This window comes from Acinetobacter sp. CIP 102637, assembly GCF_000368425.1.
Classification (GTDB): domain Bacteria; phylum Pseudomonadota; class Gammaproteobacteria; order Pseudomonadales; family Moraxellaceae; genus Acinetobacter; species Acinetobacter parvus.
Window position 1 is genome coordinate 248,382 of record NZ_KB849435.1, and the last position, 23,806, is coordinate 272,187.

20 protein-coding genes are annotated in these 23,806 nt (G+C 42.4%); 15 read left to right on the forward strand and 5 right to left on the reverse strand.

The annotated features are described in order from the left end of the window. Positions 1-107 precede the first annotated feature (107 nt). Positions 108-599 carry a DUF1289 domain-containing protein gene (locus F967_RS04345; RefSeq protein WP_004798429.1) on the forward strand — a complete coding sequence of 164 codons (492 nt, stop codon included), beginning with the start codon at positions 108-110 and terminating at the stop codon, positions 597-599. A 55-nt stretch (positions 600-654) separates the two neighbouring features. Here the strand turns inward: F967_RS04345 and gltA are convergent, their stop codons facing one another. Next, a complete protein-coding gene (gene gltA / locus F967_RS04350) occupies positions 655-1,929 on the reverse strand; it encodes a citrate synthase (RefSeq protein WP_004674939.1) in 1,275 nt (424 codons plus the stop codon). A gap of 898 nt (positions 1,930-2,827) precedes the next feature. Here gltA and sdhC point away from each other — a divergent pair. The 9 genes from sdhC (at position 2,828) to sucD (ending at position 14,723) form a co-directional block, all read left to right on the forward strand. After that, positions 2,828-3,229 carry a succinate dehydrogenase, cytochrome b556 subunit gene (gene sdhC / locus F967_RS04355; protein WP_051060428.1) on the forward strand — a complete coding sequence of 134 codons (402 nt, stop codon included), beginning with the start codon at positions 2,828-2,830 and terminating at the stop codon, positions 3,227-3,229. After that, the gene (gene sdhD / locus F967_RS04360; protein WP_004652198.1) at positions 3,229-3,594 is read left to right on the forward strand and encodes a succinate dehydrogenase, hydrophobic membrane anchor protein; all 366 of its coding nucleotides are present in this window, start codon (positions 3,229-3,231) and stop codon (positions 3,592-3,594) included. Before sdhC ends, sdhD begins: the two co-directional genes overlap by 1 nt. Before the next feature lie 12 nt (positions 3,595-3,606). Further along, positions 3,607-5,496: a succinate dehydrogenase flavoprotein subunit gene (sdhA, locus tag F967_RS04365; protein ID WP_004760949.1), complete on the forward strand. Its 1,890-nt coding sequence runs from the start codon at positions 3,607-3,609 to the stop codon at positions 5,494-5,496. A 14-nt stretch (positions 5,497-5,510) separates the two neighbouring features. Then, positions 5,511-6,221, forward strand: coding sequence for a succinate dehydrogenase iron-sulfur subunit (locus tag F967_RS04370; protein WP_004755939.1), 711 nt, complete (start codon positions 5,511-5,513; stop codon positions 6,219-6,221). A gap of 751 nt (positions 6,222-6,972) precedes the next feature. Then, entirely contained in the window at positions 6,973-9,813 is a 2,841-nt protein-coding gene (locus F967_RS04375; RefSeq protein ID WP_004681504.1) for a 2-oxoglutarate dehydrogenase E1 component, read from the forward strand. Continuing rightward, positions 9,813-11,021, forward strand: coding sequence for a 2-oxoglutarate dehydrogenase complex dihydrolipoyllysine-residue succinyltransferase (odhB, locus tag F967_RS04380; RefSeq protein WP_004798432.1), 1,209 nt, complete (start codon positions 9,813-9,815; stop codon positions 11,019-11,021). The genes F967_RS04375 and odhB overlap by 1 nt, the downstream gene beginning before the upstream one ends. 60 nt (positions 11,022-11,081) lie before the next feature. After that, positions 11,082-12,515 (forward strand): dihydrolipoyl dehydrogenase, encoded by a 1,434-nt coding sequence (lpdA, locus tag F967_RS04385; protein ID WP_004798434.1) that lies wholly within the window; start codon positions 11,082-11,084, stop codon positions 12,513-12,515. A 136-nt stretch (positions 12,516-12,651) separates the two neighbouring features. Continuing rightward, on the forward strand, positions 12,652-13,818 hold the full coding sequence (sucC, locus tag F967_RS04390; protein WP_004798436.1) for an ADP-forming succinate--CoA ligase subunit beta: 1,167 nt from the start codon (positions 12,652-12,654) through the stop codon (positions 13,816-13,818). A 14-nt stretch (positions 13,819-13,832) separates the two neighbouring features. Continuing rightward, a complete protein-coding gene (sucD, locus tag F967_RS04395) occupies positions 13,833-14,723 on the forward strand; it encodes a succinate--CoA ligase subunit alpha (protein ID WP_000114637.1) in 891 nt (296 codons plus the stop codon). 91 nt (positions 14,724-14,814) lie between these two features. Here the strand turns inward: sucD and F967_RS04400 are convergent, their stop codons facing one another. The 4 genes from F967_RS04400 to trpS all read right to left on the reverse strand — a co-directional run bounded on the left by F967_RS04400 (position 14,815) and on the right by trpS (position 19,068). Continuing rightward, a complete protein-coding gene (locus tag F967_RS04400; protein ID WP_004760954.1) occupies positions 14,815-16,521 on the reverse strand; it encodes a flotillin family protein in 1,707 nt (568 codons plus the stop codon). Positions 16,522-16,552: 31 nt separating this feature from the next. Beyond that, positions 16,553-17,197 (reverse strand): YqiJ family protein, encoded by a 645-nt coding sequence (locus F967_RS04405; protein ID WP_004798438.1) that lies wholly within the window; start codon positions 17,195-17,197, stop codon positions 16,553-16,555. A gap of 236 nt (positions 17,198-17,433) precedes the next feature. Next, positions 17,434-17,634, reverse strand: a complete 201-nt coding sequence (locus tag F967_RS04410) for a dodecin family protein (protein ID WP_004674921.1) — start codon at positions 17,632-17,634, stop codon at positions 17,434-17,436. 420 nt (positions 17,635-18,054) lie between these two features. After that, complete coding sequence (trpS, locus tag F967_RS04415) at positions 18,055-19,068, reverse strand: tryptophan--tRNA ligase (protein WP_004674920.1); 1,014 nt, start codon at positions 19,066-19,068, stop codon at positions 18,055-18,057. Positions 19,069-19,525: 457 nt separating this feature from the next. On the opposite strand from trpS, the gene F967_RS04420 reads away from it, so the two are divergent. The 5 genes from F967_RS04420 (at position 19,526) to F967_RS04440 (ending at position 23,547) form a co-directional block, all read left to right on the forward strand. Continuing rightward, positions 19,526-20,449 carry a DUF808 domain-containing protein gene (locus F967_RS04420; RefSeq protein WP_004760958.1) on the forward strand — a complete coding sequence of 308 codons (924 nt, stop codon included), beginning with the start codon at positions 19,526-19,528 and terminating at the stop codon, positions 20,447-20,449. A gap of 31 nt (positions 20,450-20,480) precedes the next feature. After that, the gene (locus F967_RS04425) at positions 20,481-21,368 is read left to right on the forward strand and encodes a KPN_02809 family neutral zinc metallopeptidase (protein WP_004798441.1); all 888 of its coding nucleotides are present in this window, start codon (positions 20,481-20,483) and stop codon (positions 21,366-21,368) included. Between the two features lie 186 nt (positions 21,369-21,554). After that, positions 21,555-22,556 (forward strand): CobW family GTP-binding protein, encoded by a 1,002-nt coding sequence (locus tag F967_RS04430; protein WP_034431184.1) that lies wholly within the window; start codon positions 21,555-21,557, stop codon positions 22,554-22,556. A gap of 88 nt (positions 22,557-22,644) precedes the next feature. Beyond that, complete coding sequence (locus tag F967_RS04435; RefSeq protein ID WP_004674913.1) at positions 22,645-23,175, forward strand: YaeQ family protein; 531 nt, start codon at positions 22,645-22,647, stop codon at positions 23,173-23,175. A gap of 30 nt (positions 23,176-23,205) precedes the next feature. After that, positions 23,206-23,547 carry an FKBP-type peptidyl-prolyl cis-trans isomerase gene (locus F967_RS04440; protein WP_004798443.1) on the forward strand — a complete coding sequence of 114 codons (342 nt, stop codon included), beginning with the start codon at positions 23,206-23,208 and terminating at the stop codon, positions 23,545-23,547. The last annotated feature ends 259 nt before the right edge of the window (positions 23,548-23,806 follow it).

A 23,806-nucleotide genomic window follows, 5' to 3' on the forward strand; every position in this document is an offset into this window, starting at 1 on the left:
TAACTCCAAATGTATTAAGATAGGAAAAACAAGGCGCATATTTTAGCGTGAAATTTGAAAATAAGCGAGAAAACCATAAAATTAATATGGTTTTAGAGGAATAAGTTTTGAGTAATGATTGTCGAATTCCATCATTGACCCCATGCGCAGGGCGTTGTTCAACGGTATTTGGTGATCTGGTGTGTCGTGGATGCCGCCGTTTTAATCATGAGGTGATTCAGTGGAACACCTATACGCCTGAACAACGGTTGGTGGTCTGGAAGCGTCTGGATGCACAACTCGACCAGATTCTGGTGCCATTGCTGCCCAATGCCAGTCTCCAGCATGTCGAGGGCTTTATCCACGGCAAGCACATTCGTATTCTGGAAAGCGCAAGTGCTGGGCGTAAGCTGTATCATGCATTGAAAATTTGCGAGAAGAATAAGCATTTGGCACATGATAGTGGGCTTGGTATTACAGATTCACAGGTTAAACCAATTTGGGATGAGTTTGAACGACGTGTTTTGGCTTTAGCCAAGGCAAGCTATGAACTGGCCTGGCTGCGTGCCGATGGGATCAGTACAAACCTGTTGCGTGCCCTAGAAGAGGATGAGCTTTAGAAAGCAATAAAAAAAGCTGCCATTTGGCAGCTTCTTCACACTCATGCTTTAAAAATTAACGTTTGATGTCACGTTGTTTTTCACCTGTATAAAGCTGGCGTGGACGGCCAATTTTATATGGAGAAGCGTGCATTTCTAACCAGTGGCTGATCCAGCCTACAGTGCGGCCTAATGCAAAAATAACCGTAAACATATCAACAGGGATACCAATCGCTTTTAAGATGATCCCTGAGTAGAAGTCTACGTTTGGATAAAGTTTACGTTCAATGAAGTATGGGTCGCTAAGCGCAATACGCTCAAGCTCCATTGCAAGCGCAAGTTGTGGATCATTGATACCCAATGCACCCAGCACTTCGTCACAGGTTTCTTTCATTACTTTGGCGCGTGGGTCAAAGTTTTTGTAAACACGGTGACCGAAGCCCATAAGCTTCGCTTCTTTGCGTTTTACTTTTTCCATAAATTCAGCAACGTTTTCAACGCTACCGATTTCAGCCAGCATTTTCAGTACAGCTTCGTTTGCACCGCCGTGTGATGGTCCCCAAAGGGCAGAAATACCTGAAGAGATACATGCATATGGGTTTGCACCCGTAGAACCAGCAAGACGAACAGTAGATGTAGACGCATTTTGTTCGTGGTCAGCATGAAGCGTAAAGATACGGTCCATTGCTTTAGACAAAATCGGATTAACCTTATAGTCACGATCCGCAGGCGTAGCAAACATCATATGCAGGAAGTTTTCTGCATAGTTTAGGTCGTTACGTGGGTAAATGAATGGCTGTCCAATCGTGTATTTGTAGCTCCACGCCGCAAGCGTAGGAATTTTCGCGATAAGACGAATTGCAGTAATTTCACGGTGGTTGATATCTTCGATATCCAAACCATTGTGATAAAATGCAGATAATGCACCTACTACACCAACCATGATTGCCATTGGGTGAGCATCACGACGGAAACCATTGAAGAAACGGCTTACTTGGTCATGAACCATAGTGTGGTTGCGAACTTTAGCATCAAATTCTGCTTTCTGTTCAGCATTTGGAAGCTCGCCATTTAATAGTAAATAGCAAGTTTCGAGGTAGTCTGCTTGAGTCGCTAATTGATCAATTGGATAACCACGGTGCAATAACACACCTTTGTCACCATCAATGAATGTGATCTTAGATTCGCAAGCAGCTGTCGCCATAAAACCAGGATCGAAAGTAAAATGACCAGATGCCAATACATCTTTAACGTCAATTACATCTGGGCCCAATGTGCCGCTGTAAATTGGTAATTCAATTTCTTTGCCATCAAGCTGTAATACGGCTTTTTTGCCAGTTGCTGCAGACATTCAATAGATCTCCTGTCCTGGTGAATGATTATCTGACTCGAAATCCTAATCTTGTCATGTGCGAATCAGACGGTGTCAAAATTTGCTATAAGATTAGTGGCTACTAAAATTTTGTCAATTATACTTAGGGATAAAAAATGACATTTCTACAGTCAACTTAGTCATTCAGTATCAAAGAAAAAATTGAGTAAATTCACAGCATCGGTCGAGTATAATATGTCAAATCATGTTTCAGGTGCATAAAAAAAATGAAGCACCAGTACAATTGTAAGTAAATTTTTACTCTGGTGATATTTTGATGCCTGTAAAATTAAGGGCTTAGCTCAGCAAAAACCTATATATCTCATGGTCTCGCGTTAAATAATAGTTCAAAAAACAGTTTAAAGGCTGACATATAACGGGATAATTGGTTCATTATGGTGCGATTGATTGATTAAAAATAAATCGATGTATTTATATGGATTAGGCCTGAATAATAGATTAGTGGTTAATTGTATTTAAGATATAAATGAGGGGTATTATTTATGACTATGCTTAAAACCGACTCATTTAATGGGGTTTTACTGAGAAAAACATATTTTTTTTGAAATAAATAATGGTGATTTTTTCCAGCTTGAAACTATTCATAAAAAAAAGTTTTATATTTTTGTTTTTATAAAACAAATGGATAGAATAATTTCGCCAGAAATTTAATTTATCTGGGAAATATTGTTTGTGTGAATGATTCTTATTTATTATTTTTTTCGACTAAAGCGAAAGCTGATTGTTTGTATTTTGATATTTCACGTTTTATAATTCGGTGTCGTTATAGGTTAGGCATGAGCTGTGCTTGCCTAACAATGCCAGCTTTCCTTTGAATTAATTCAAACAAACTCCAGTTGGAGTTTCTACTTACAGGATGCCCGCTGTGAAAAGCAACAGACCTGTCAATTTGTCCATGGGTCAAGTTTTAGCTGTAAACTTAAAATCACCCGTGGCTATTGCATCAATTCTGCACCGTTTATCAGGTGTGATCGTTTTCTTATTGGTCGCAGTTCTTTTATGGATTTTGGATAAATCTTTATCTTCACCAGAAGGATTTGACTACGTTAAAAATGTCGTTTTCGGAAATATCATTGTACGTTTCATCGTATGGGTATTTGTAGCTGGATTAATTTTCCACTTTATCGCAGGAATCAAGCACTTGCTTGCCGACCTCGGTTTTGCTGAAGAATTACAGAGCGGTCGCATCGCAGCTACAATCGCATTGATCTTGTCTGCGGTTAGTATTATCGCAGCCTTTGTATGGATTATGTTCTGATGAAAAGTGCTACAGGTTTAACAGGTTCAGGTTCTCGCGATTGGTATATCCAGCGTGTGAGTGCGGTTGTATTGGCTGCCTATACTGTTGTTCTGTTTGGCTGGATTCTCTGCAACAGCGGATTTGGCTATGAACAGTGGGCTGGCTTTATGTTGACTCTGCCAATGAAGATTTTTTCTTTGCTGGCCGTATTATCGCTGGTTGCACATGCTTGGATTGGTATGTGGCAAGTCTTTACTGATTATGTAACGACTCGTCAGATGGGGCCATCAGCTTCAGGTTTGCGCCTTGTATTGACTTCTGCCGTCATTATTTCAGTGTTCGTGTACGCAATCTGGGGTATCCAGATTTTCTGGGCAAATTGATAGGAACAGATCATGGCAACCCCTAAAGAAAATTATTCAAATATCCAGACATTATCATTTGACGCTGTAATCGTTGGTGGTGGTGGTTCTGGTATGCGTGCAGCCTATCAGCTTGCTCAGGCAGGTTTACAGGTTGCAGTACTCACCAAAGTGTTCCCAACACGTTCGCATACAGTTGCTGCTCAGGGTGGTATTGGTGCGTCACTGGGCAACATGCAGGAAGACAACTGGCATTACCACTTTTACGATACGGTAAAAGGTTCTGACTGGTTGGGTGATCAGGACGCAATCGAGTTTATGACCCGTGAAGCGCCAAAAGTTGTTTATGAGCTTGAACATCTGGGCATGCCGTTTGACCGTAATGAAGATGGCACGATCTATCAGCGTCCATTCGGTGGTCACTCTGCTAACTACGGTGAAAAAGCCGTTCCACGTGCCTGTGCTGCCGCTGACCGTACAGGTCATGCATTACTTCACACTTTGTATCAAAGCAACGTGAAAATGGGTACTCAGTTCTTCGTTGAATGGATTGCACTTGACTTAATCCGTAATGAACAGGGTGATGTTCTTGGTGTAACCGCATATGATCAGGAAACTGGTAATATTGCGGTATTCCAGGCAAAGGCAACCTTGTTTGCTACGGGTGGTGCGGGTCGTGTTTACCGTGCATCAACAAACGCCTATATCAACACAGGTGACGGACTTGGTATGGCTGCCCGTGCGGGTATTCCATTGCAGGATATGGAATTCTGGCAATTCCACCCAACGGGTGTTGCGGGCGCAGGCGTATTGTTGACTGAGGGTTGTCGTGGTGAAGGCGGTATCCTTCGTAATAAAGACGGCGAACCGTTCATGGAGCGTTATGCACCGACTTTAAAAGACTTGGCACCACGTGACTTCGTATCACGCTCTATGGATCAGGAAATTAAGGAAGGTCGTGGCTGTGGTCCTAAAGCGGATTATATCCTGTTGGATATGACCCACTTGGGTGCGGAAACAATTATGAAGCGTCTACCATCTGTATTTGAGATTGGTAAGAAGTTCGCAAACGTTGACTGTACCAAAGAGCCAATTCCAGTTGTACCAACAATTCATTATCAAATGGGTGGTATTCCAACCAATATTCATGGTCAGGTCGTTGTGCCGCATGGTGTGGAAGAGGCTGAATTCTCTGCTCACTATGATAAGGACACTAAAGAATATACCTATAAAGGTACCCGTGACTATGTGAAGCCAGTAAAAGGTTTCTATGCAATCGGTGAGTGTTCTTGTGTATCTGTACATGGTGCAAACCGTTTAGGGACCAACTCCCTGCTTGACCTTGTGGTATTCGGTAAAGCTGCTGGTGAACACATCATTGACTACGTCACCAAGCATCACGGTGATGACTATGCACCGTTGCCAAATAATGTGCTGGAAAACACTCTGGCTCGTATCCGTAAGCTGGATGACTCAACTTCTGGTGAGAACGCTCAGGAAGTGGCCGATGCAATCCGTGACATCGTACAGGATCACGCAGGTGTATTCCGTACTCAGGCATTGCTTGACAAAGGCGTAAAAGAAATCCTCGCGATTGAGCCACGTGTTCGAAACATTCATTTGAAAGACAAATCTAAAGTCTTTAACACAGCACGTGTTGAGGCATTGGAAGTTGAAAACCTGTATGAAGTTGCAAAAGCGACCCTGATCTCTGCTGCTGCACGTAAAGAATGTCGTGGTGCACATACAGTTGTTGACTATGAGTTGGCACCTGATCACCCAACATACTCATACGGCCGCCGTGATGATGAGTGGATGAAGCATACTTTATGGTATTCATCAGACAACCGTCTTGAATATAAGCCAGTTCGTTTCAGCCCATTAACGGTTGAAGCAATCGAACCTAAGCCACGTACATTCTAATCGGGAGAACAAAGATGAGTAGAGGCACTCGTACATTCGAAATCTACCGCTACGATCCTGATAAGGATAAAGCGCCGTACATGCAAACTTTTAAACTTGAGTTAACCGACAAGCACCGTATGTTACTTGATGCGTTGCTTGCGTTGAAAGTACAGGATGAGACATTAACGTTCCGCCGTTCATGCCGTGAGGGCATCTGTGGTTCTGATGGTGTCAACATCAATGGTAAAAATGGCTTGGCTTGTTTGTGGAACCTGAACGACTTGCCAGAGAAGATTGTGATCCGTCCTTTACCAGGCTTGCCAGTGGTAAAAGACTTGGTTGTAGACATGAACCAGTTTTATGACCAGTATAACAAGATTCAACCATTCTTGATTAACAATCAGCCAGCGCCACCAAAAGAGCGTTTACAGTCTCAGGCAGAGCGTGAGCATCTTGATGGTCTATATGAATGTATCCTTTGCGCATGTTGTTCAACGTCATGCCCATCATTCTGGTGGAACCCTGACAAGTTTCTTGGGCCATCTGCATTGTTAAATGCATACCGCTTTATCATTGACTCTCGTGATACCGCAACTCAGGAACGTTTGGCTCGTTTAGATGACCCGTTCTCTTTGTTCCGCTGTAAAGGGATCATGAACTGTGTATCGGTTTGCCCGAAAGGTTTAAACCCAACCAAGGCAATTGGTCACATTCGTAACATGCTGTTAGATCAAGCGGGCTAATCGCTTGCTCTGACCAAAAAACGGAAGTTCCAAAAGGACTTCCGTTTTTTATTTTGGATGCGGCTGTTTATAAGGATGGAAACATGGGGTTGGGTAATATGTGTATCAATCTTAAACAACAGACAGTTATGTGGTATTTTTATAAATTTTATGATTAAGTCAAATAATAAAAACAAATATAAATCGGGTAGTTGCTTTATTTTTAGGCATTCTGCGTGGTGTTTGTGCGAAATTTGTAGTGAATCTTTAACTTTGGTCGATATAAGGTGCAACTTTTAGAAAAAGGGCGGTATATTAGAATATAATTGAATATGTGTATTTCGCTGGTTTATGAATGGTATGTGTCAAAAAAATCAATTCAGACTTGATTACATGATAGGATTTCACCCAGTAAATGAAAGCAAAAAATAAGCATATTCCTGATGTTATCTAAAAGTAACATTGCATGAATTTATGCAAATTACTTTTAAAAAGTCAATTTAGAAAAGTTAAAAAATTATTTAATTTTTCTAAAATGATTTGCAAAAAATTGCTCGATTTCATCGAGTATGAAAATGAGTTATGTGCTTTGAATTGAAAGTGCATGGCTCATTTGTTACATCAAAGGGAATACTCCTGATGTGTAGTAATAATGTCTCAGGGTTGGATGATCTTGGGTAGTAGTGTCTCGTTACCAATTTGACGCTATGAATCATGGGTATGCTTAAAAGGCAACCTGTATTATTTTTTGCAATAGGAAATGGGTCCAAAAATGCAAGAAGTTGCTGACGCACTGCGTCTTGACACTGAACTTTCCGCTGATAGTGCAGCGTATATTGAAGAGCTTTACGAACAGTACCTAACTTCTCCAACCTCAGTGTCAGAGGATTGGCGTGAATATTTCGATAAATACCCTAAAGGTGATCAACCACACGGCAGTGTGCGCGAGCAATTCCTCCTTTTGGGTCGTAATTCAAACCGGGTTCAACCTGTTGTACAAAGCACTGTAAGTACAGAACATGAGCGTCGTCAAATTGGTGTATTACAACTGATCGCTGCTTACCGCAACCGTGGTCATCAAAAAGCCAAACTTGATCCATTAGGTCTTGCGAAACGTGAAGAAGTTCCAGATCTTGATTTATCTGCACATGGTTTAACTAAATCTGATTTAGATACTGTATTTAATACAGGCAACCTCGCGATTGGCAAAGCAGAAGCGACATTGGCTGAAATGGTTGAGGCAATGGAGGCTATCTACTGTGGATCAATTGGTGCAGAGTATATGCACATTGTTGACACTAAGGAAAAACGCTGGATTCAGCAACGTTTAGAGGGTGCGCGCGGTAAATTCAACTTCAGCCCTGATCAGAAAAAAGGCTTTCTGGAGCGTTTGACGGCTGCTGAAGGTCTGGAAAAGTATCTGGGTAATAAATTTGTTGGCGCGAAGCGTTTTGGTGTTGAAGGCGGTGAGTCCTTTATTCCAATGGTCAACGAAATCATTCAGCGTGCAGGTAGTGTAGGCTGTAAAGAAGTTGTGATCGGGATGCCACACCGTGGTCGTCTTAATCTGCTTGTCAACATTATGGGTAAAAACCCTGCCGACCTTTTTGGTGAGTTTGAAGGCAAAAGCCTGCACAAAAAAGGTTCTGGCGATGTGAAGTATCATCAGGGCTTCTCTTCAAATGTAATGACACCAGGTGGTGAAGTGCATTTGGCACTGGCATTTAACCCATCGCACCTTGAGATTGTGGGACCTGTGGTTGAAGGTTCGGTGCGTGCGCGTCAGGTTCGCCGTAAGGATATCGGTGGTGATGATGTTTTACCATTGATTGTTCATGGTGATGCGGCGTTTGCAGGTCAGGGTGTGAACATGGAAACTTTCCAGATGTCACAGACTCGTGGCTATACGGTTGGTGGTACTGTTCATATTATTGTGAACAATCAGGTTGGTTTTACCACTTCTGATCCACGTGATGCCCGTTCTACCGAATACTGTACCGATGTTGCAAAAATGATTCAGGCACCGATCTTCCATGTCAATGGGGATGATCCTGAAGCTGTAATTTTTGCGACTCAAATCGCCCATGACTTCCGTCATGAGTTCCGTAAAGATGTTGTCATTGATCTGTTCTGTTATCGCCGCCGTGGTCATAATGAAGCGGATGAACCATCCGCAACACAGCCATTGATGTATCAGATCATTAATAAAAAAGCCACCACACGTACACTTTATGCTGATCAGTTGGTTCAACAGCAAATTCTTGATCGTGCAAGTGCAGACAGAATGGTTGAGGATTACCGCGCTGACCTTGAAGCAGGCAATCATGTGGCGAACGCATTGGTGACTAAGCCGAACAAGAAGATGTTTGTGGACTGGTCTCCATATCTGGGTCATGAATATACCGATGTCTGGGATACCAGTGTCAATATTGACCGCTTAAAAGAACTTGGAAAAACCTTAAATACTTTGCCTGAAGGTTTTGTATTGCAACGTCAGGTTCAGAAAGTCATTGATGATCGGATGAAAATGCAAACGGGTGAAATGCCACTCAACTGGGGAGCTGCTGAGACACTGGCATACGCAACCTTGCTGGATGATGGCTTCCTTGTGCGTATCACAGGTGAAGATGTGGGGCGTGGTACGTTCTCACATCGTCATGCCAAACTGCATAATCAGGCAGATGGTTCAGTTTATATTCCATTATGTCATGTCAAGGAGAATCAACCGCGTATTGCTGTTTATGATTCTTTATTGTCAGAAGAAGCGGTGCTTGCATTTGAATACGGCTATTCAACCACATTGCCGAAAAGCCTGATTGTTTGGGAAGCCCAGTTTGGTGACTTCGCAAACTGTGCACAGGTGGTGATCGACCAGTTTATCGCTTCGGGTGAAACTAAGTGGGAGCGAGTATGTGGTCTCACCATGTTGTTGCCACACGGTTATGAAGGTCAGGGACCAGAGCATTCATCTGCACGTCTGGAGCGTTTCTTACAGCTATGTGCTGAAGACAACATGCAGGTGATGACACCAACAACACCAGCACAGATTTTCCATGCGCTACGCCGTCAGGCGGTTCGTCCAATTCGTAAGCCCTTGATTGTCATGTCACCAAAATCATTGTTGCGTCATAAGCTTGCAACCTCGACTTTAGATGAGTTGGCAAATGGTTCATTCCAGACTGTGATTGATGAAATTGATAACATCAATAAAGCTGATGTGACGCGTTTAGTCCTTTGTGGCGGTAAGGTTTATTACGATTTACTGGAAAAACGTCGTGAGCTTGGTTTGGATCATATTGCGATTGTTCGTATCGAACAGTTGTATCCATATCCAGAACAGCGTTTAGCTGAAGTCATGGCTCAGTATCCAAACATCCAGGAACTTGTCTGGGCGCAGGAAGAACCGAAGAATCAGGGCGCCTGGTTATTTATCGTTCCTCGTCTATACGAAGATGTTCTTAAATCTGGTAAACAAATTCGCATTAGCTATGCAGGCCGTGAAGCATCTGCCGCACCTGCCTGTGGCTCACCATACTTGCATGCAAAACAACAAGCTCAGCTCGTCAATGACGCACTAGCAATTGAAGCTGAACAATCAGGAGATTCTCAATAATGGCAACCGAAATTAAAGCACCGGTATTTCCAGAGTCAGTTGCAGACGGTACGATTGCAACTTGGCACAAACAACCTGGTGAAGCAGTTTCACGTGATGAAGTGATCTGTGATATTGAAACCGATAAAGTTGTTTTGGAAGTAGTCGCTCCTGCGGATGGCACAATCGTTGCAATCATCAAAAAAGAAGGCGATACTGTTCTTTCAGACGAAGTTATTGCTCAATTTGAAGCGGGTGCTGTATCTGGCGCGGCTCAAACTCAAGCTGTTCAGTCTGAAGATCAAGTAGAGCAAGCTGCAGCGAAAACTGAAGCGGGCGCTGCCCCAGTTGTTGAGCGTGCACAACCTGTTGCTGACCAAGCACCAGCAGTACGTAAAGCATTGACTGAAACAGGTATCAATGCTGCAGACGTGTCTGGTACAGGTCGCGGTGGTCGTATCACGAAAGAAGATGTTGCAAATCATCAAGCTAAACCTGCAGCTGCGCCATTAAGCGTTGCGGTAGGTGAGCGTATCGAGAAACGTGTTCCTATGACACGTTTACGTAAGCGCGTAGCAGAGCGTTTACTTGCAGCGACTCAAGAAACTGCAATGTTAACCACATTCAACGAAGTGAACATGAAGCCAATCATGGAAATGCGTGCACAATACAAAGACGCATTTGAAAAACGTCATGGTGCACGTTTAGGCTTTATGTCTTTCTTCGTGAAAGCTGCAACTGAAGCATTGAAACGTTACCCAGCAGTAAACGCTTCTATTGATGGCGAAGACATCGTGTATCACGGTTACTACGACATCGGTGTTGCGGTTTCTTCTGACCGTGGTTTAGTGGTTCCTGTATTACGTGATACAGACCGTATGAACTATGCTGAAGTAGAAAACGGTATTCGTGACTATGCTTATAAAGCACGTGACGGTAAGCTTGGTATTGAAGATATGACTGGCGGTACATTCACTATTACTAACGGTGGTACTTTCGGTTCATTGTTATCTACACCAATTCTAAACACGCCACAAACTGCTATTTTGGGCATGCACAAAATCCAAGAGCGTCCTATGGCGGTAAATGGTCAAGTTGAAATCTTGCCAATGATGTACTTGGCGCTTTCTTATGACCACCGTTTAATCGATGGTAAAGAAGCTGTAGGTTTCCTTGTAACAATCAAAGAATTGTTAGAAGAGCCAGCTAAACTCATCCTTGACCTTTAATTCTAAAGAATAAATCAGTGGGCTCGGAGCGATCCTCTAAGCCCATTTTTGGAGATAAAAATGTCTCAACAATTTGATCTTGTTGTTATTGGCGGTGGCCCAGGTGGTTATGAAGCGGCAATTCGTGCGGCTCAACTTGGCTTTAAAGTTGCGTGTATCGAAAAACGTATTCACAAAGGTAAGCCATCTTTGGGTGGTACCTGTCTAAATGTGGGCTGTATCCCATCTAAAGCACTGCTTGACTCTTCCCAACGCTATGAAGCAACCGTTCACGAACTTGCTGAACATGGTATCACCACAGGTGAAGTTAAATTTGATCTAGACACTTTGTTGGCACATAAAGACAAAGTTGTAGATCAATTGACGGGTGGTGTTGCTCAATTACTGAAAGGTAATGGTATCGAGTGGTTACAAGGTACTGGTAAATTACTTGCAGGTAAAAAAGTAGAATTCACACCGTTTGAAGGTGATGTACAGGTTTTAGAGCCTAAATATGTGATTCTTGCGACTGGTTCGGTTCCTGTAAATATTCCTGTTGCTCCTGTAGATCAAGACATTATTGTTGATTCTACTGGTGCTTTAGAATTCCCAGAAGTGCCTAAGCGTTTAGGTGTGATTGGTGCAGGCGTAATTGGTCTCGAACTGGGTTCAGTATGGCGTCGTCTAGGTGCAGAAGTGGTTGTGTTTGAAGCACTGGATACATTCTTGCCAATGGCGGACAAAGCATTGGCGAAAGAATATCAAAAAATCTTGAAAAAACAGGGTTTAGATATTCGTTTCGGTGCCAAAGTTTCAGGTACTGATGTTAATGGTCGTGAAGTGACTGTTAAATATACCCAAGGCGGTGAAGACAAAGAACAAACTTTCGATAAATTGATCGTTTGTGTAGGTCGTCGTGCTTATGCTGAAGGTTTATTGGCAGATGATTGCGGTATTAAACTGACTGAACGTGGCTTAGTTGAAGTAAACGATTGGTGTGCAACTTCTGTTGAAGGTGTTTATGCGATTGGTGACTTGGTACGCGGTCCAATGCTTGCACATAAGGCAATGGAAGAGGGTGTAATGGCAGTGGAGCGTATCCACGGTCATGCTGCTCAAGTGAACTATGACACCATCATCAGCATAATCTATACCCATCCAGAAGCAGCTTGGGTGGGCTTAACTGAAGAGCAAGCCAAAGAAAAAGGCCATGAAGTGAAAGCAGGCCAATTCCCGTTTGCGGTGAATGGTCGTGCATTGGCAGCTGGTGATACGGCTGGTTTTGTGAAATTCGTTGCTGATGCGAAAACAGACCGTCTTTTAGGTATGCACGTTGTGGGTCCTAATGCATCTGATATCGCACACCAAGGCATGATTGCGCTTGAGTTTGTTTCTTCTGTGGAAGACTTGCAATTGATGACTTTCGGTCATCCAACATTCTCTGAAGTGGTGCATGAAGCCGCTTTAGCTGTAGATGGGCGTGCAATCCACGCCATTCAACGTAAGCGTAAGTAAACAAAAAGTGTGGTTCGCCACACTTTTTTAAATGATGGTGATTGGTTTTATAAGGCAATCATTTACTCAATATGTAGCAGTCTGGTTTTAAGAATATTTAGGCTGTACCACAATAAACAACATAGTAGGTAACTAAATGAACTTACATGAGTATCAAGCTAAAGCGTTATTAAAAAAATATGGCATGCCAGTACAAGAAGGTATTTTGGCAACAAATGCAGATGAAGCCGTTGCTGCGTTTGAACAGCTTGGTGGTAAATTCGCTGTAATGAAAGCGCAGGTTCATGCAGGTGGCCGTGGTAAGGCTGGCGGCGTTAAAGTTGCGAAATCTAAAGAAGATGTAATCGAATTTGCAAACAACATCATTGGTACTCGTCTTGTAACGTATCAAACAGATGCAAATGGCCAGCCAGTGAACAGCATTATTGTGGCTGAAGATGTATACCCAGTTGAGCGTGAGCTTTACTTAGGTGCGGTTGTAGACCGTTCTAGCCGTCGTATTACTTTCATGGCTTCTACAGAAGGTGGTGTAGAAATCGAGAAAGTTGCAGAAGAAACGCCTGAAAAAATTATCAAAGTTGAAGTTGATCCACTCGTTGGCTTACAACCATTCCAGGCACGTGAAGTTGCGTTTGCTTTAGGTTTGAAAGACAAGCAAATCGGTCAATTTGTAAAAATCATGACAGCTGCTTACCAAGCATTTGTTGAAAATGACTTTGCATTATTTGAAATTAACCCACTTTCAGTTCGTGAAAATGGCGAAATTTTATGTGTTGATGCGAAAGTAGGTATCGACTCTAACGCGCTTTACCGTTTACCTAAAGTTGCTGCTTTACGTGACAAATCTCAAGAGAATGAGCGTGAATTAAAAGCATCTGAATTTGATCTTAACTATGTTGCTTTAGAAGGTAACATCGGTTGTATGGTTAACGGTGCTGGTCTTGCAATGGCAACGATGGACATCATTAAACTTTATGGTGGTCAGCCTGCAAACTTCCTTGACGTTGGTGGTGGTGCAACGAAAGAGCGCGTAATCGAAGCGTTCAAAATCATCCTTGCTGATACGTCTGTACAAGGTGTTTTAATTAACATCTTCGGTGGTATCGTACGTTGTGACATGATTGCTGAAGCAATTATTGCAGCGGTTCAAGAAGTAAATGTCACTGTACCCGTTGTTGTTCGTTTAGAAGGGAACAACGCTGAGTTGGGTGCGAAATTACTTGATGAATCTGGTTTGAAATTAATTTCTGCGAACGGCCTATCTGATGCCGCAGAAAAAGTTGTAGCTGCAGTTAAGGCGTAAGGGGAGTATCAATCATGAGCGTATTAATTAATAAAGACACTAAAGTATTGGTACAGGGTTTTACTGGTAAAAACGGTACTTTCCACTCTGCACAAGCTTTAGACTACGGTACAAAAGTTGTGGGTGGTGTTACTCCAGGGAAAGGCGGTACGACTCACCTTGACCTACCAGTATTCAACACAATGAAAGAAGCTGTACGTGAAACAAATGCAGATGCATCTGTTATCTATGTACCAGCGCCATTTGTTTTAGACTCAATCGTTGAAGCAGTTGATTCAGGTGTCGGCCTAATCGTTGTGATCACTGAAGGTGTTCCAACAATTGACATGCTGAAAGCTAAACGTTACTTGGAAACGAATGGTAACGGTACGCGTTTAGTTGGTCCTAACTGCCCAGGTGTGATCACTCCAGGTGAATGTAAGATCGGTATTATGCCTGGTCACATCCACCAACCAGGTCGTATTGGAATCATTTCACGTTCAGGTACATTGACTTATGAAGCTGTTGCTCAAACAACCAAGCTTGGTTTAGGTCAGTCTACTTGTATCGGTATCGGTGGTGACCCAATCCCAGGTATGAATCAGATTGAAGCGCTTCAATTGTTCCAAGACGATCCAGATACTGATGCAATCATCATGATCGGTGAGATCGGTGGTACAGCGGAAGAAGAAGCTGCTGAATTCATCAAATCTAACGTGACTAAACCAGTTGTAGGTTATATCGCTGGTGTAACTGCACCGAAAGGTAAGCGTATGGGTCACGCAGGTGCGATCATTTCTGGTGGTCAAGGGACAGCAGAAGAGAAATTCGCTGCATTTGAAAAAGCAGGTATGGCTTACACGCGTAGCCCTGCAGAGCTTGGTTCAACCATGCTACAAGTTTTGAAAGAGAAAGGTTTGGCGTAATTCGTTGATTTTAATCTTTAAAGAACCCTGATGGAAACATCGGGGTTTTTTATTGTCATTTAATAAGTCTCAGTTTGAGGATATTAAACACTTACTCCGCTTTTGGTTTCAATCCTTGAGTTAAACCATTAATATCACCACCTTGTAAGCCAAGTTCACTCATTAAGCTATCAATTAACGGGGCTTGTGAACGATAGCGTAGGGCGCTATTCACAACCTGATCAGACAAAGAGGTTTGGGTGTTTTCAACTGTTTCACCTGATACATAACCACCTGCAAAACCATTTAAACCATTGACCTGTAAAATCTTGATGTCATCAATATTTTCCATTGGTTTAACGCTTTCACGGATAATTTCAGGTAAGTGTTTGAGCAAGGCTAAACGAATTTGCATTTCCACCTGTTCAGCAGAAAGGGTATTGGCTGCTTCATTCACTGCCCGAGCACCCTCTGCATCGACTTGATATTGTTTCTCCAATGCCTGAGCAAGCAGGATTTTGGCATCCGCTTCACCTTTGGCTTTTAAACGTACTTTTTCAGCCTCGGCTTCTGCACCAATTCGTATTGCCTCGGCTTCATCAGCAGCTGCTTTTTTACCTGCATCGGCAGCAACGGTAATGGCAATTGCTTCTTTTTCAGCGGTTTGTTTGGCTGCAACCAGTTCAACCGCTTTTTGACGTTCCGCACGTTGTGTTTCACGCACAGTCACAACTTCTTCCTCGGCTTTTACTGCTTCGGCGCGGGCTTTATCTGCTTGGGCTTTGGCTTCTGATTCGGCACGGGACTTTTCTGCAATAGCAATGGCACGATCCTGCTCTGCAAGTTCAATGGTTTTCTTCTGCTCAACCTGCGCTTTTTGAATGAGCTGAGCTTTCTGGATATTTTCATTTTCCACATCACGTGCGGAAGCAATCCGTTTCAGTTCAACTTCACGTTCAGCAGCAATACGCGCTTCTTCTGCTTCACGTTTTTTAGCTGCTTCCTGCGCTGCAATTTCAGCACTTTGTTCCGCTTTACGAATTGAAATTTCACGTTCCTGTTGTAGCTTGGCGTATTCCTCTTCACGAGAGATTTGTAGCCTTGCCTGTTCAGCTTGCAGATTTTTCGCACGAATCGCCAGGTCAGCATCCTGCTCAATGTCGTTACGTTTTTTACGGCGGTCTTCAATGGTTTCGGTCAGCTTGGTTAAACCTTCAGCATCAAAGGCATTTTGAGGGTTAAAGAACTTAAAGCTGGTTTGGTCTAGACCTGTCAATGAAACGGTTTCAAGCTCTAAACCATTTTTAGACAAATCTTCTGATACCACCTGTTGAACTTTCTGCACGAAATCAACACGCTTTTCATGCAGTTCTTCCATCGCCATTTCAGCTGCAACGGCACGTAGGGAGTCAACAAATTTGCCTTCAACCAAGTCTTTCAATTCCTGAGGCGACATGGTTTTACGACCTAGCGTTTGTGCCGCAGTTGCAATGGATTCACCTGTTGGTTTTACCCGAACATAAAACTCAGCCATGACATCCACTCGCATACGGTCACGGGTAATCAGCGCCTGATCAGCAGCGCGTTTGACTTCCAGACGCAAGGTATTCATGTTTACAGGAATAATTTCATGCAATACAGGCAGAACAATTGCCCCGCCATTTAAAATTACTTTTTCCCCACCAAAGCCTGTGCGTACAAAAGACACTTCCTTACTGGAACGTGTGTACAGGCGAGCAATAATAATCCCTATAAAAATCAGTGCCGCAAAAATAACACCTGTAATAATTAAAATTTCAGTCAATGCTGAATTAAACATTTAAATGCCCTCGTATCATCCAATATAAAAATTAAATCGAAATTGCCTGAAAACCAATCTTGGTTCTCTGCGTCAAAATAACCTCTTGTCCTTGCTGAAAAACAATGTCGAGTTCTGGCTCAACCAAAACATAATGGGTTTGACCAAACTGGTCTTTCACTTTGGCCTGTGCAGGGGAGTTGGGTTTGGCATCCCCTAAAATGATTTGGGCTGTCCTGCCGATCAAGTCTTCACTATAAATAACCGTGGTTTCATCTTTGGGAATAATCCTGGCGATGAGCGCAGCACTGATACGCACGATGGGCATACACAGAAACACACAGGCAGGTGCAATAATCCATGCAGACAGGTAATGTTCGGTTAGGTGGAAGAAGATATCCTGAATGATCAGGCCTGTTAATGCATATACAATTAAGAAAATAATGAGCCAGATCAGTAAGGGGACCTTGCCTAAATACAGCCATTCCAACAACTGGGTAAAGAGATTCTCTGGATGATCCACTCCGACATCGGCATGGTCTACATCGGTGAGGCTATCTGGTAAAAACTGTTCGAGAAAACTTGAGCTACCACCAAACAGCAGCAAGATGAATTCAAGTACGCCAATAAACAGGCAAAGCATTAAAGCAATACTAAAAACAATATTTGATGGATGGATTAATAAGTCCCATATCATTTGCATTACTCTTATATCTTTTTGAGATAATAAATAAAATTTTTATAAAAATAAAACAGTTACAAGAGTAAAGCGAACGGAGGGCAATTTCAACTTAAATCGTTCGGATTACTATTTTTAGTAGATTGATCAATCAGGTCTTGAGTATTTGCATAATCATGTTTAATTGGAAAATGTTATTAAAATCATGGCAATAAAAAAATCCCCATTTGGGGATTTTTAAAAAATTAGATTTTTTATTCAACGAGGAAACTAATTTTTAAATTAACACGATATTCGGTAATTTTATTGTCTTTGATCACCACTTTTTGCTCGTTAATCCAAGCACCTTGAACATTTTTGACCGTTTCAGTGACTTTAGCAATCCCAGTTTGAATTGCATCTTCAAAGCTTTTGTTGCTGCTAGAATTGACTTCGACGACTTTAGCAATGGACATAATAATCTCTCTCAGTGTGTGGTAGTTATTGAAAAATTATCATAGATCAAAAAATCAGCTAGACCGCTATAATTAACTTTTTATTGCTAAAAACTTACATGTTTTCACAATCGAGAAATAGGCATAAAAAAAACGCAATGATTGGGGTGATCATTGCGTAGAACTACGAATCTGTAAAACAGTTCCGATGAAAAGGAGAAATATCATAAGATTAGTTTTTTCTAATCTACATAGTCATCATATAAAAAAACTTAACCAAGTTCATAGGTATTCATGTTAACTACTGTTAATAGATGTTAATAAGTGACGAAAATTGTTAGTTATAAATTTTATTGGGTAGTTCTTAAATTAGACTTAAATCCATGAGTTAATTAAAAAAACCCAGAAATATGGGCTTTTTTGTGGTAAAAGTAACGTAAATTAAAATTTAAATAAACCCAAGCCCGCTTTTACTTCATCTAAGGTTTGTTGTGTGATATCTCTGCATTTTTTAGTGCCTTGTTTCAAAATATCCATAATATAATCAGGATCTTTAGCCAATTCTTCACGACGTTCACGAATTGGGCTAATCAATTCTTTTAACACACCCTCTAAACGTTTTTTAACTGTTCCGTCACCCAAACCGCCACGACGGTAATGTGCCTTGAGTTCCTCAACCTCTTCCTTGTTTGGATCAAAGGCATCCAGATAGGTAAATACAATATTACCCTCAACCTGACCTGGGTCCTCAATACGCAAGTGATTTGGGTCGGTATACATGGCATTGACCGCTTTCTTGATGTCTTTGTCTGAAGCATTTAAGACAATGGTGTTGCCCAATGACTTAGACATTTTGGCTTTGCCATCAAAACCTGGCAAACGTCCCATATTGGATAACAGCGCCTTACATTCAGGTAATAAATCCTGTCCGATTTGACGGTTGATACGGCGCACGATTTCATTGGTTTGCTCAATCATTGGAATCTGGTCTTCACCCACAGGCACCACAGTTGCCTTGAATGCGGTGATGTCTGCTGCCTGAGCCACTGGATAGCATAGGAACCCTGCTGGAATGTCACGTTCAAAACCACGCATCTGGATTTCTGACTTGATGGTTGGATTGCGTTCCAGACGTGCCACAGTGACAAAGTTCAGGTAAAGCATGGTGAGTTCATTCAAGGCAGGTAAACAGGACTGCACACAAATGGTTGTTTTGGTTGGATCAATCCCCACCGCCAGATAATCGAGTGCCACTTGTAGGATATTGTTGCGAACTTTATCTGGATTATCGGCATTGTCCGTCAGAGCCTGGGCATCGGCCAGTAAAAGGTGCTGATGATGGCTGTCCTGTAGGCCTACACGAGAGCGTAATGAACCGACAAAGTGTCCAAGATGAAGTTGTCCAGTAGGGCGGTCGCCTGTCAAAATTATTGGACGTTGATCAGCATTGCTCATGATATGTTCCAGGATACAGTCATTTGATAAATATTTAATGCAGCATATTGTACGGTATATTGCAGGAATAGGGGTAGGGTCTGTTGCCATTTCAGCCATGTCTTGCGTTATAGGCTAAAACAACATAAACAAGGCATGAAACGCAGGCAATGGCGACCCCCTTGTCAAGTTTCATAACGCAGTTTATGGAAGTTTTAGCCATAACCCTACGGGACAGGGGCATTTTTTGCCGCTACTGCGTTATGCCTTACTCATTTAGGATAGCTAAATTTCGTAAGCCATGCCTTGTACCATCTAAAAAATGTCCTCTGTCGCAAGCATCTGTGAAATGTCAACAGACCCTAGTCTCTGTAAAACATGCCTACAAAAAATACGCAAAGAATTTTCAATAAATCAATATAAAAATGGCTTTAATCCACTTTACAATAGCCGCATAAATACAAACTAGGACATAAAAATGGCGAGTGGTTTATTATTACTGCTGGATGATATTGCGACAGTTTTAGATGATGTTGCCGTGATGAGCAAAATGGCAGCCAAAAAAACTGCTGGGGTATTGGGGGATGACCTTGCGCTGAATGCCCAGCAAGTGAGTGGTGTGCGTTCTGACCGTGAATTGCCAGTGGTCTGGAGTGTCGCCAAAGGCTCTTTTGTGAATAAGTTGATTCTGGTTCCACTGGCACTTTTAATCAGCGTGGTTGCGCCGTGGTTGATTAATCCCTTGCTGATGATTGGTGGCTTATTCCTCTGTTATGAGGGTGTAGAAAAAGTTGTGCATATGTTGCACCACAAAAAAGCCAAAACAGCCGAACAGGCGAGTGAAAACCTGCAACAGGTTGAAGTTGATCTGGTCAAGTTTGAAAAAGAAAAAGTGAAAGGTGCGATTCGTACCGATTTTATTTTATCCGCTGAAATTGTGGTAATTTCGTTAGGTACAGTTGCAACAGCAGCATTTATGACTAAAGTGACTGTATTAAGCGTTATTGCCATTGGGATGACCATTGGCGTGTATGGCTTTGTTGCCATGATCGTCAAGATTGATGATCTCGGGTTATATTTAACCCAACAGGCATCTGAATTTAAAAATAAGATTGGGCGTGGTTTGCTGGCCTTTGCCCCTGTGTTGATGAAAACACTCTCTATTGTTGGAACGGTTGCAATGTTCTTGGTTGGTGGTGGCATTATTAGCCATACCATTCCATTACTGCATCATTTTACTGAAGAAACGGTAGACCATATGGAACTGATTCCAAGCATTGGTTCAGTTATTGGCGCATTGACACCAACCTTGATTAATTTGGGTATTGGTCTGGTTGCAGGTGCCATTGTACTGATCATTGTTGGGTTGATTCAAAAAGTGTGGTCAAAGGCTTCGGCTTAAATCTTGGACAATATAATCATGTGAGGTCACTATGCGCTGGAAAGATCGTCGAATCAGTACCAATGTTGAAGACCGTCGTGGTGGCGGGGCAAAAGCAGGCGGAATTAGTATACTGGGGCTTATTGTTGCTTTTATTGCATGGAAGTTTTTTGGGGTTGACCCCCAACAGGCTTATCAGGCGACCCAGGCTGTGACTAGTGCGCAATCCTCACAGGGCAGTGCGCCGCAAAGCCTGACTGCCGACCAGAAAGAAGCCGGTGATTTTGTCGGAACCATTCTGGCAGATACAGAAGATACCTGGACTCCTATCTTTCAACAGTTGGGCATGTCCTATAAACCACCAAGATTGGTGCTGTTTAATGGAGTGGTGCGTTCTGGTTGTGGCACGGCACAAGCAGCGATGGGACCATTTTATTGCCCGACCGATCAAAAAGTTTATATTGATACTTCATTCTTCAAAGAAATGCGCCAAAAAATGGGCATTTCAGGAGAGCACAATCAAACTGAGTTGGCGCGTCAAGATCAAGCAGGCGATTTTGCGCAAGCCTATGTGATTGCACATGAGGTCGGTCATCATATTCAAAATCTATTGGGGATTTCCTCTCAGGTGCAGCAGGCGCGTTCACAAATGAGTCAGACACAGGGCAATCAGCTTTCAGTACGTTTGGAATTGCAGGCGGATTGTTTTGCAGGAATCTGGGCACATCAGAACCAGCAGCGTACACAATTTCTAGAGCAGGGTGATATCGAGGAAGCGATGGATGCTGCCCAAAAGATTGGTGATGATTATTTGCAGAAACGTGCCACAGGACAGGTTGTCCCTGATAGTTTCACACATGGTACCAGTGAGCAGCGTATGCATTGGTTTCAGTTGGGACTGAAATCGGGTGATATCAATCAGTGTGATACCTTTAAGTAACTTAAAGGTATTTCATCCTTATTTGAAAATATAAATTGTGAATGAATGGGTTTGGGTCATTGTTATAGACTTTAGGTAAGTGTGTTGATGTGTTTGTTTTATGGTAAATCACCATAAAATCTCTAAAGTTACTTTTTGATGGGCAACTTTGCCGTTAGAATAAATCTTTTGCACCTGTCAGACACTGTGAAATTTATTGCACCTCAACCCGTTGCAACCCATATTATTTCTGGCTTTTTAGGGGCGGGTAAAACCACGCTACTGCAACATTTACTGAGCCAAAAGCCTGAACATGAGGTGTGGGCGGTATTGATGAATGAATTTGGTCAAATCGGTGTTGACCAGCACTTAATTAGTCAACAACAGGGCTATGCTGTCAAGGAGTTGCTGGGTGGTTGTTTATGTTGTAGTAGTCAGTTACCCATGCAAATTGCGCTTGCGCGTCTTTTAAGTGAAAGCAAACCAGACCGACTATTTATAGAACCCACAGGTTTAGGGCATCCCGCACAATTGCTGGAACAACTGACAGAACCCCATTGGCAAAGCAGTCTGGCGATGCGGGCCTTGGTGGTGGTTGTGGATGGCAGCCGTTTGCATGACCAAGACTGGGTGCAGCAGAACTTATATACCGATCAGTTGAAAGCGGCACAAATCGTGGTCATCTCACATATTGATTTGATGAATGAGGCTGACCACCAAGCTTATCTGGCGTTAAAACAGGAATACCAGACCTATGTGCAACATTGGTTTGAGACTGAGCAGGGGCAGGTCGAGCTTGAAAAAATTGATATTGCCCAACAGCCTGTCCAACGTAAAATTCAGCCCTTATTAAAGTTGCAAAAAACACAGGCCGCCGTTCAGGAACAGGAAATCAAGCAACTGCCTTATCATTATGTCGAGACTGCCCAGGGCTATACCGTGGCAGGTTGGAAATTACCAAAGCGCTGGCAGTTTAATTTTTATGATTTATTAGACCTATTGTGTGCCCAGCAAGACTGGGTGCGTATCAAGGGAATTTTTAATACCGATCAGGGCTGGAAAAGCTTTAATTTTAATCCTCAACAGTTTAACTATAAGTCGGCGGAAGAAAGTATTGATAACCGAATAGAAATCATTACCCAAGTCCAGCAGGATTGGTTGGCATTTGAAACGCAGTTCTTGGCGTGTCGTATCAATAGAGATGGATAACCAGTTGGTCAAATTGGCTCATGTTGTCCTATAAAATAGAGTATGCTTAGCGCCAAATTTGAACACACTATATTTAAGAGCACCATTTATGGCGTTAAAAGCAACAATATATAAGGCAGACCTGAATATTGCCAATATGGATGAGCATATCTATGCGGATTACCAGTTGACGCTGGCATTACATCCATCAGAAACCATTGAACGTTTAATGGTGCGTATTCTCGCCTATGCGCGTTATGCGGATGAGCAACTGGAATTCACCAAAGACCTGTTTGAAACCGATGAACCAGCCTTATGGCAGAAAGACCTGACGGGGTTGCTGGAAAAATGGATTGAAGTTGGGTGTCCATCGGAAGATAAAGTAAAGAAGGCTAGTGCGCGTTGCAAGAAAGTTGCCGTGATTGCCTATGGTTCGCAGGCAGATGACTGGTGGCAGAAAAATACCAAAATCAAGACACTCGGCAATGTCTCGGTTTGGCAACTGGCTCCGCAAACCACACAGGCACTTGAACAATTGTGTGAACGTACCATGCAGTTGCAACTGAATATCATGGATGGTGAATGGACTTTGCTCAGTGACAAGGGACAGGTCGACATCCAGTGGCAACAATTGCAATAATGTTGAACTGAAAGAAATTTGGAGAGAGCGATGAGTGCGGAATTACAGATTATTGATTTAAAAGTGGGTGAGGGTAAAGAGGCTGTAAAAGGCGCCCTGATTACCACCCATTATACAGGGTGGTTGGAAGATGGAACCAAGTTTGACTCTTCAATAGACCGTGGTAATTATTTTGAAACCGTGATTGGCACTGGACGAGTGATCAAGGGCTGGGACCAGGGCATTATGGGAATGCGGGTTGGCGGCAAGCGCAAACTGATTGTTCCTGCACACTTGGCTTACGGGGAACGTAAGATGGGAAAAATTATTCCTGCCAACTCAAACCTGACCTTTGAAATTGAGCTTTTTGATATCAAGACACGCGACGAATAGACCGTTCGTTGTAGAAACAATAAAGTGGTTTAGGCTTGAATTTATGCTAAATCACTTTAAAATCAGTTATATAAAACATTATTAATAATTGTATAATAACTTTTTGATTTTAAATGACTTTCTTTTTATCTGATTTTTTTCATAGCCTGAGAAAAAATGGTTGATTCTCTATATAGTCCTGTATATCTTTGAGTTCAAAGAGCAATTTCCCTGCAAATGACAATGTGCTGAATAAAAAATCATATTTTAAAATTTGGCA

Coding starts and splice junctions, on each gene's coding strand:
- F967_RS04440 (WP_004798443.1), top strand. CDS start 23,206: ATGAGTGCGGAATTACAGATTATTGATTTAAAAGTGGGTGAGGGTAAA.
- F967_RS04435 (WP_004674913.1), top strand. CDS start 22,645: ATGGCGTTAAAAGCAACAATATATAAGGCAGACCTGAATATTGCCAAT.
- odhB (WP_004798432.1), top strand. CDS start 9,813: ATGGCAACCGAAATTAAAGCACCGGTATTTCCAGAGTCAGTTGCAGAC.
- F967_RS04375 (WP_004681504.1), top strand. CDS start 6,973: ATGCAAGAAGTTGCTGACGCACTGCGTCTTGACACTGAACTTTCCGCT.
- sdhD (WP_004652198.1), top strand. CDS start 3,229: ATGAAAAGTGCTACAGGTTTAACAGGTTCAGGTTCTCGCGATTGGTAT.
- lpdA (WP_004798434.1), top strand. CDS start 11,082: ATGTCTCAACAATTTGATCTTGTTGTTATTGGCGGTGGCCCAGGTGGT.
- sdhA (WP_004760949.1), top strand. CDS start 3,607: ATGGCAACCCCTAAAGAAAATTATTCAAATATCCAGACATTATCATTT.
- F967_RS04370 (WP_004755939.1), top strand. CDS start 5,511: ATGAGTAGAGGCACTCGTACATTCGAAATCTACCGCTACGATCCTGAT.
- F967_RS04400 (WP_004760954.1), bottom strand. CDS start 16,521: ATGTTTAATTCAGCATTGACTGAAATTTTAATTATTACAGGTGTTATT.
- sdhC (WP_051060428.1), top strand. CDS start 2,828: ATGCCCGCTGTGAAAAGCAACAGACCTGTCAATTTGTCCATGGGTCAA.
- gltA (WP_004674939.1), bottom strand. CDS start 1,929: ATGTCTGCAGCAACTGGCAAAAAAGCCGTATTACAGCTTGATGGCAAA.
- F967_RS04405 (WP_004798438.1), bottom strand. CDS start 17,197: ATGATATGGGACTTATTAATCCATCCATCAAATATTGTTTTTAGTATT.
- sucC (WP_004798436.1), top strand. CDS start 12,652: ATGAACTTACATGAGTATCAAGCTAAAGCGTTATTAAAAAAATATGGC.
- F967_RS04420 (WP_004760958.1), top strand. CDS start 19,526: ATGGCGAGTGGTTTATTATTACTGCTGGATGATATTGCGACAGTTTTA.
- F967_RS04425 (WP_004798441.1), top strand. CDS start 20,481: ATGCGCTGGAAAGATCGTCGAATCAGTACCAATGTTGAAGACCGTCGT.
- trpS (WP_004674920.1), bottom strand. CDS start 19,068: ATGAGCAATGCTGATCAACGTCCAATAATTTTGACAGGCGACCGCCCT.
- sucD (WP_000114637.1), top strand. CDS start 13,833: ATGAGCGTATTAATTAATAAAGACACTAAAGTATTGGTACAGGGTTTT.
- F967_RS04410 (WP_004674921.1), bottom strand. CDS start 17,634: ATGTCCATTGCTAAAGTCGTCGAAGTCAATTCTAGCAGCAACAAAAGC.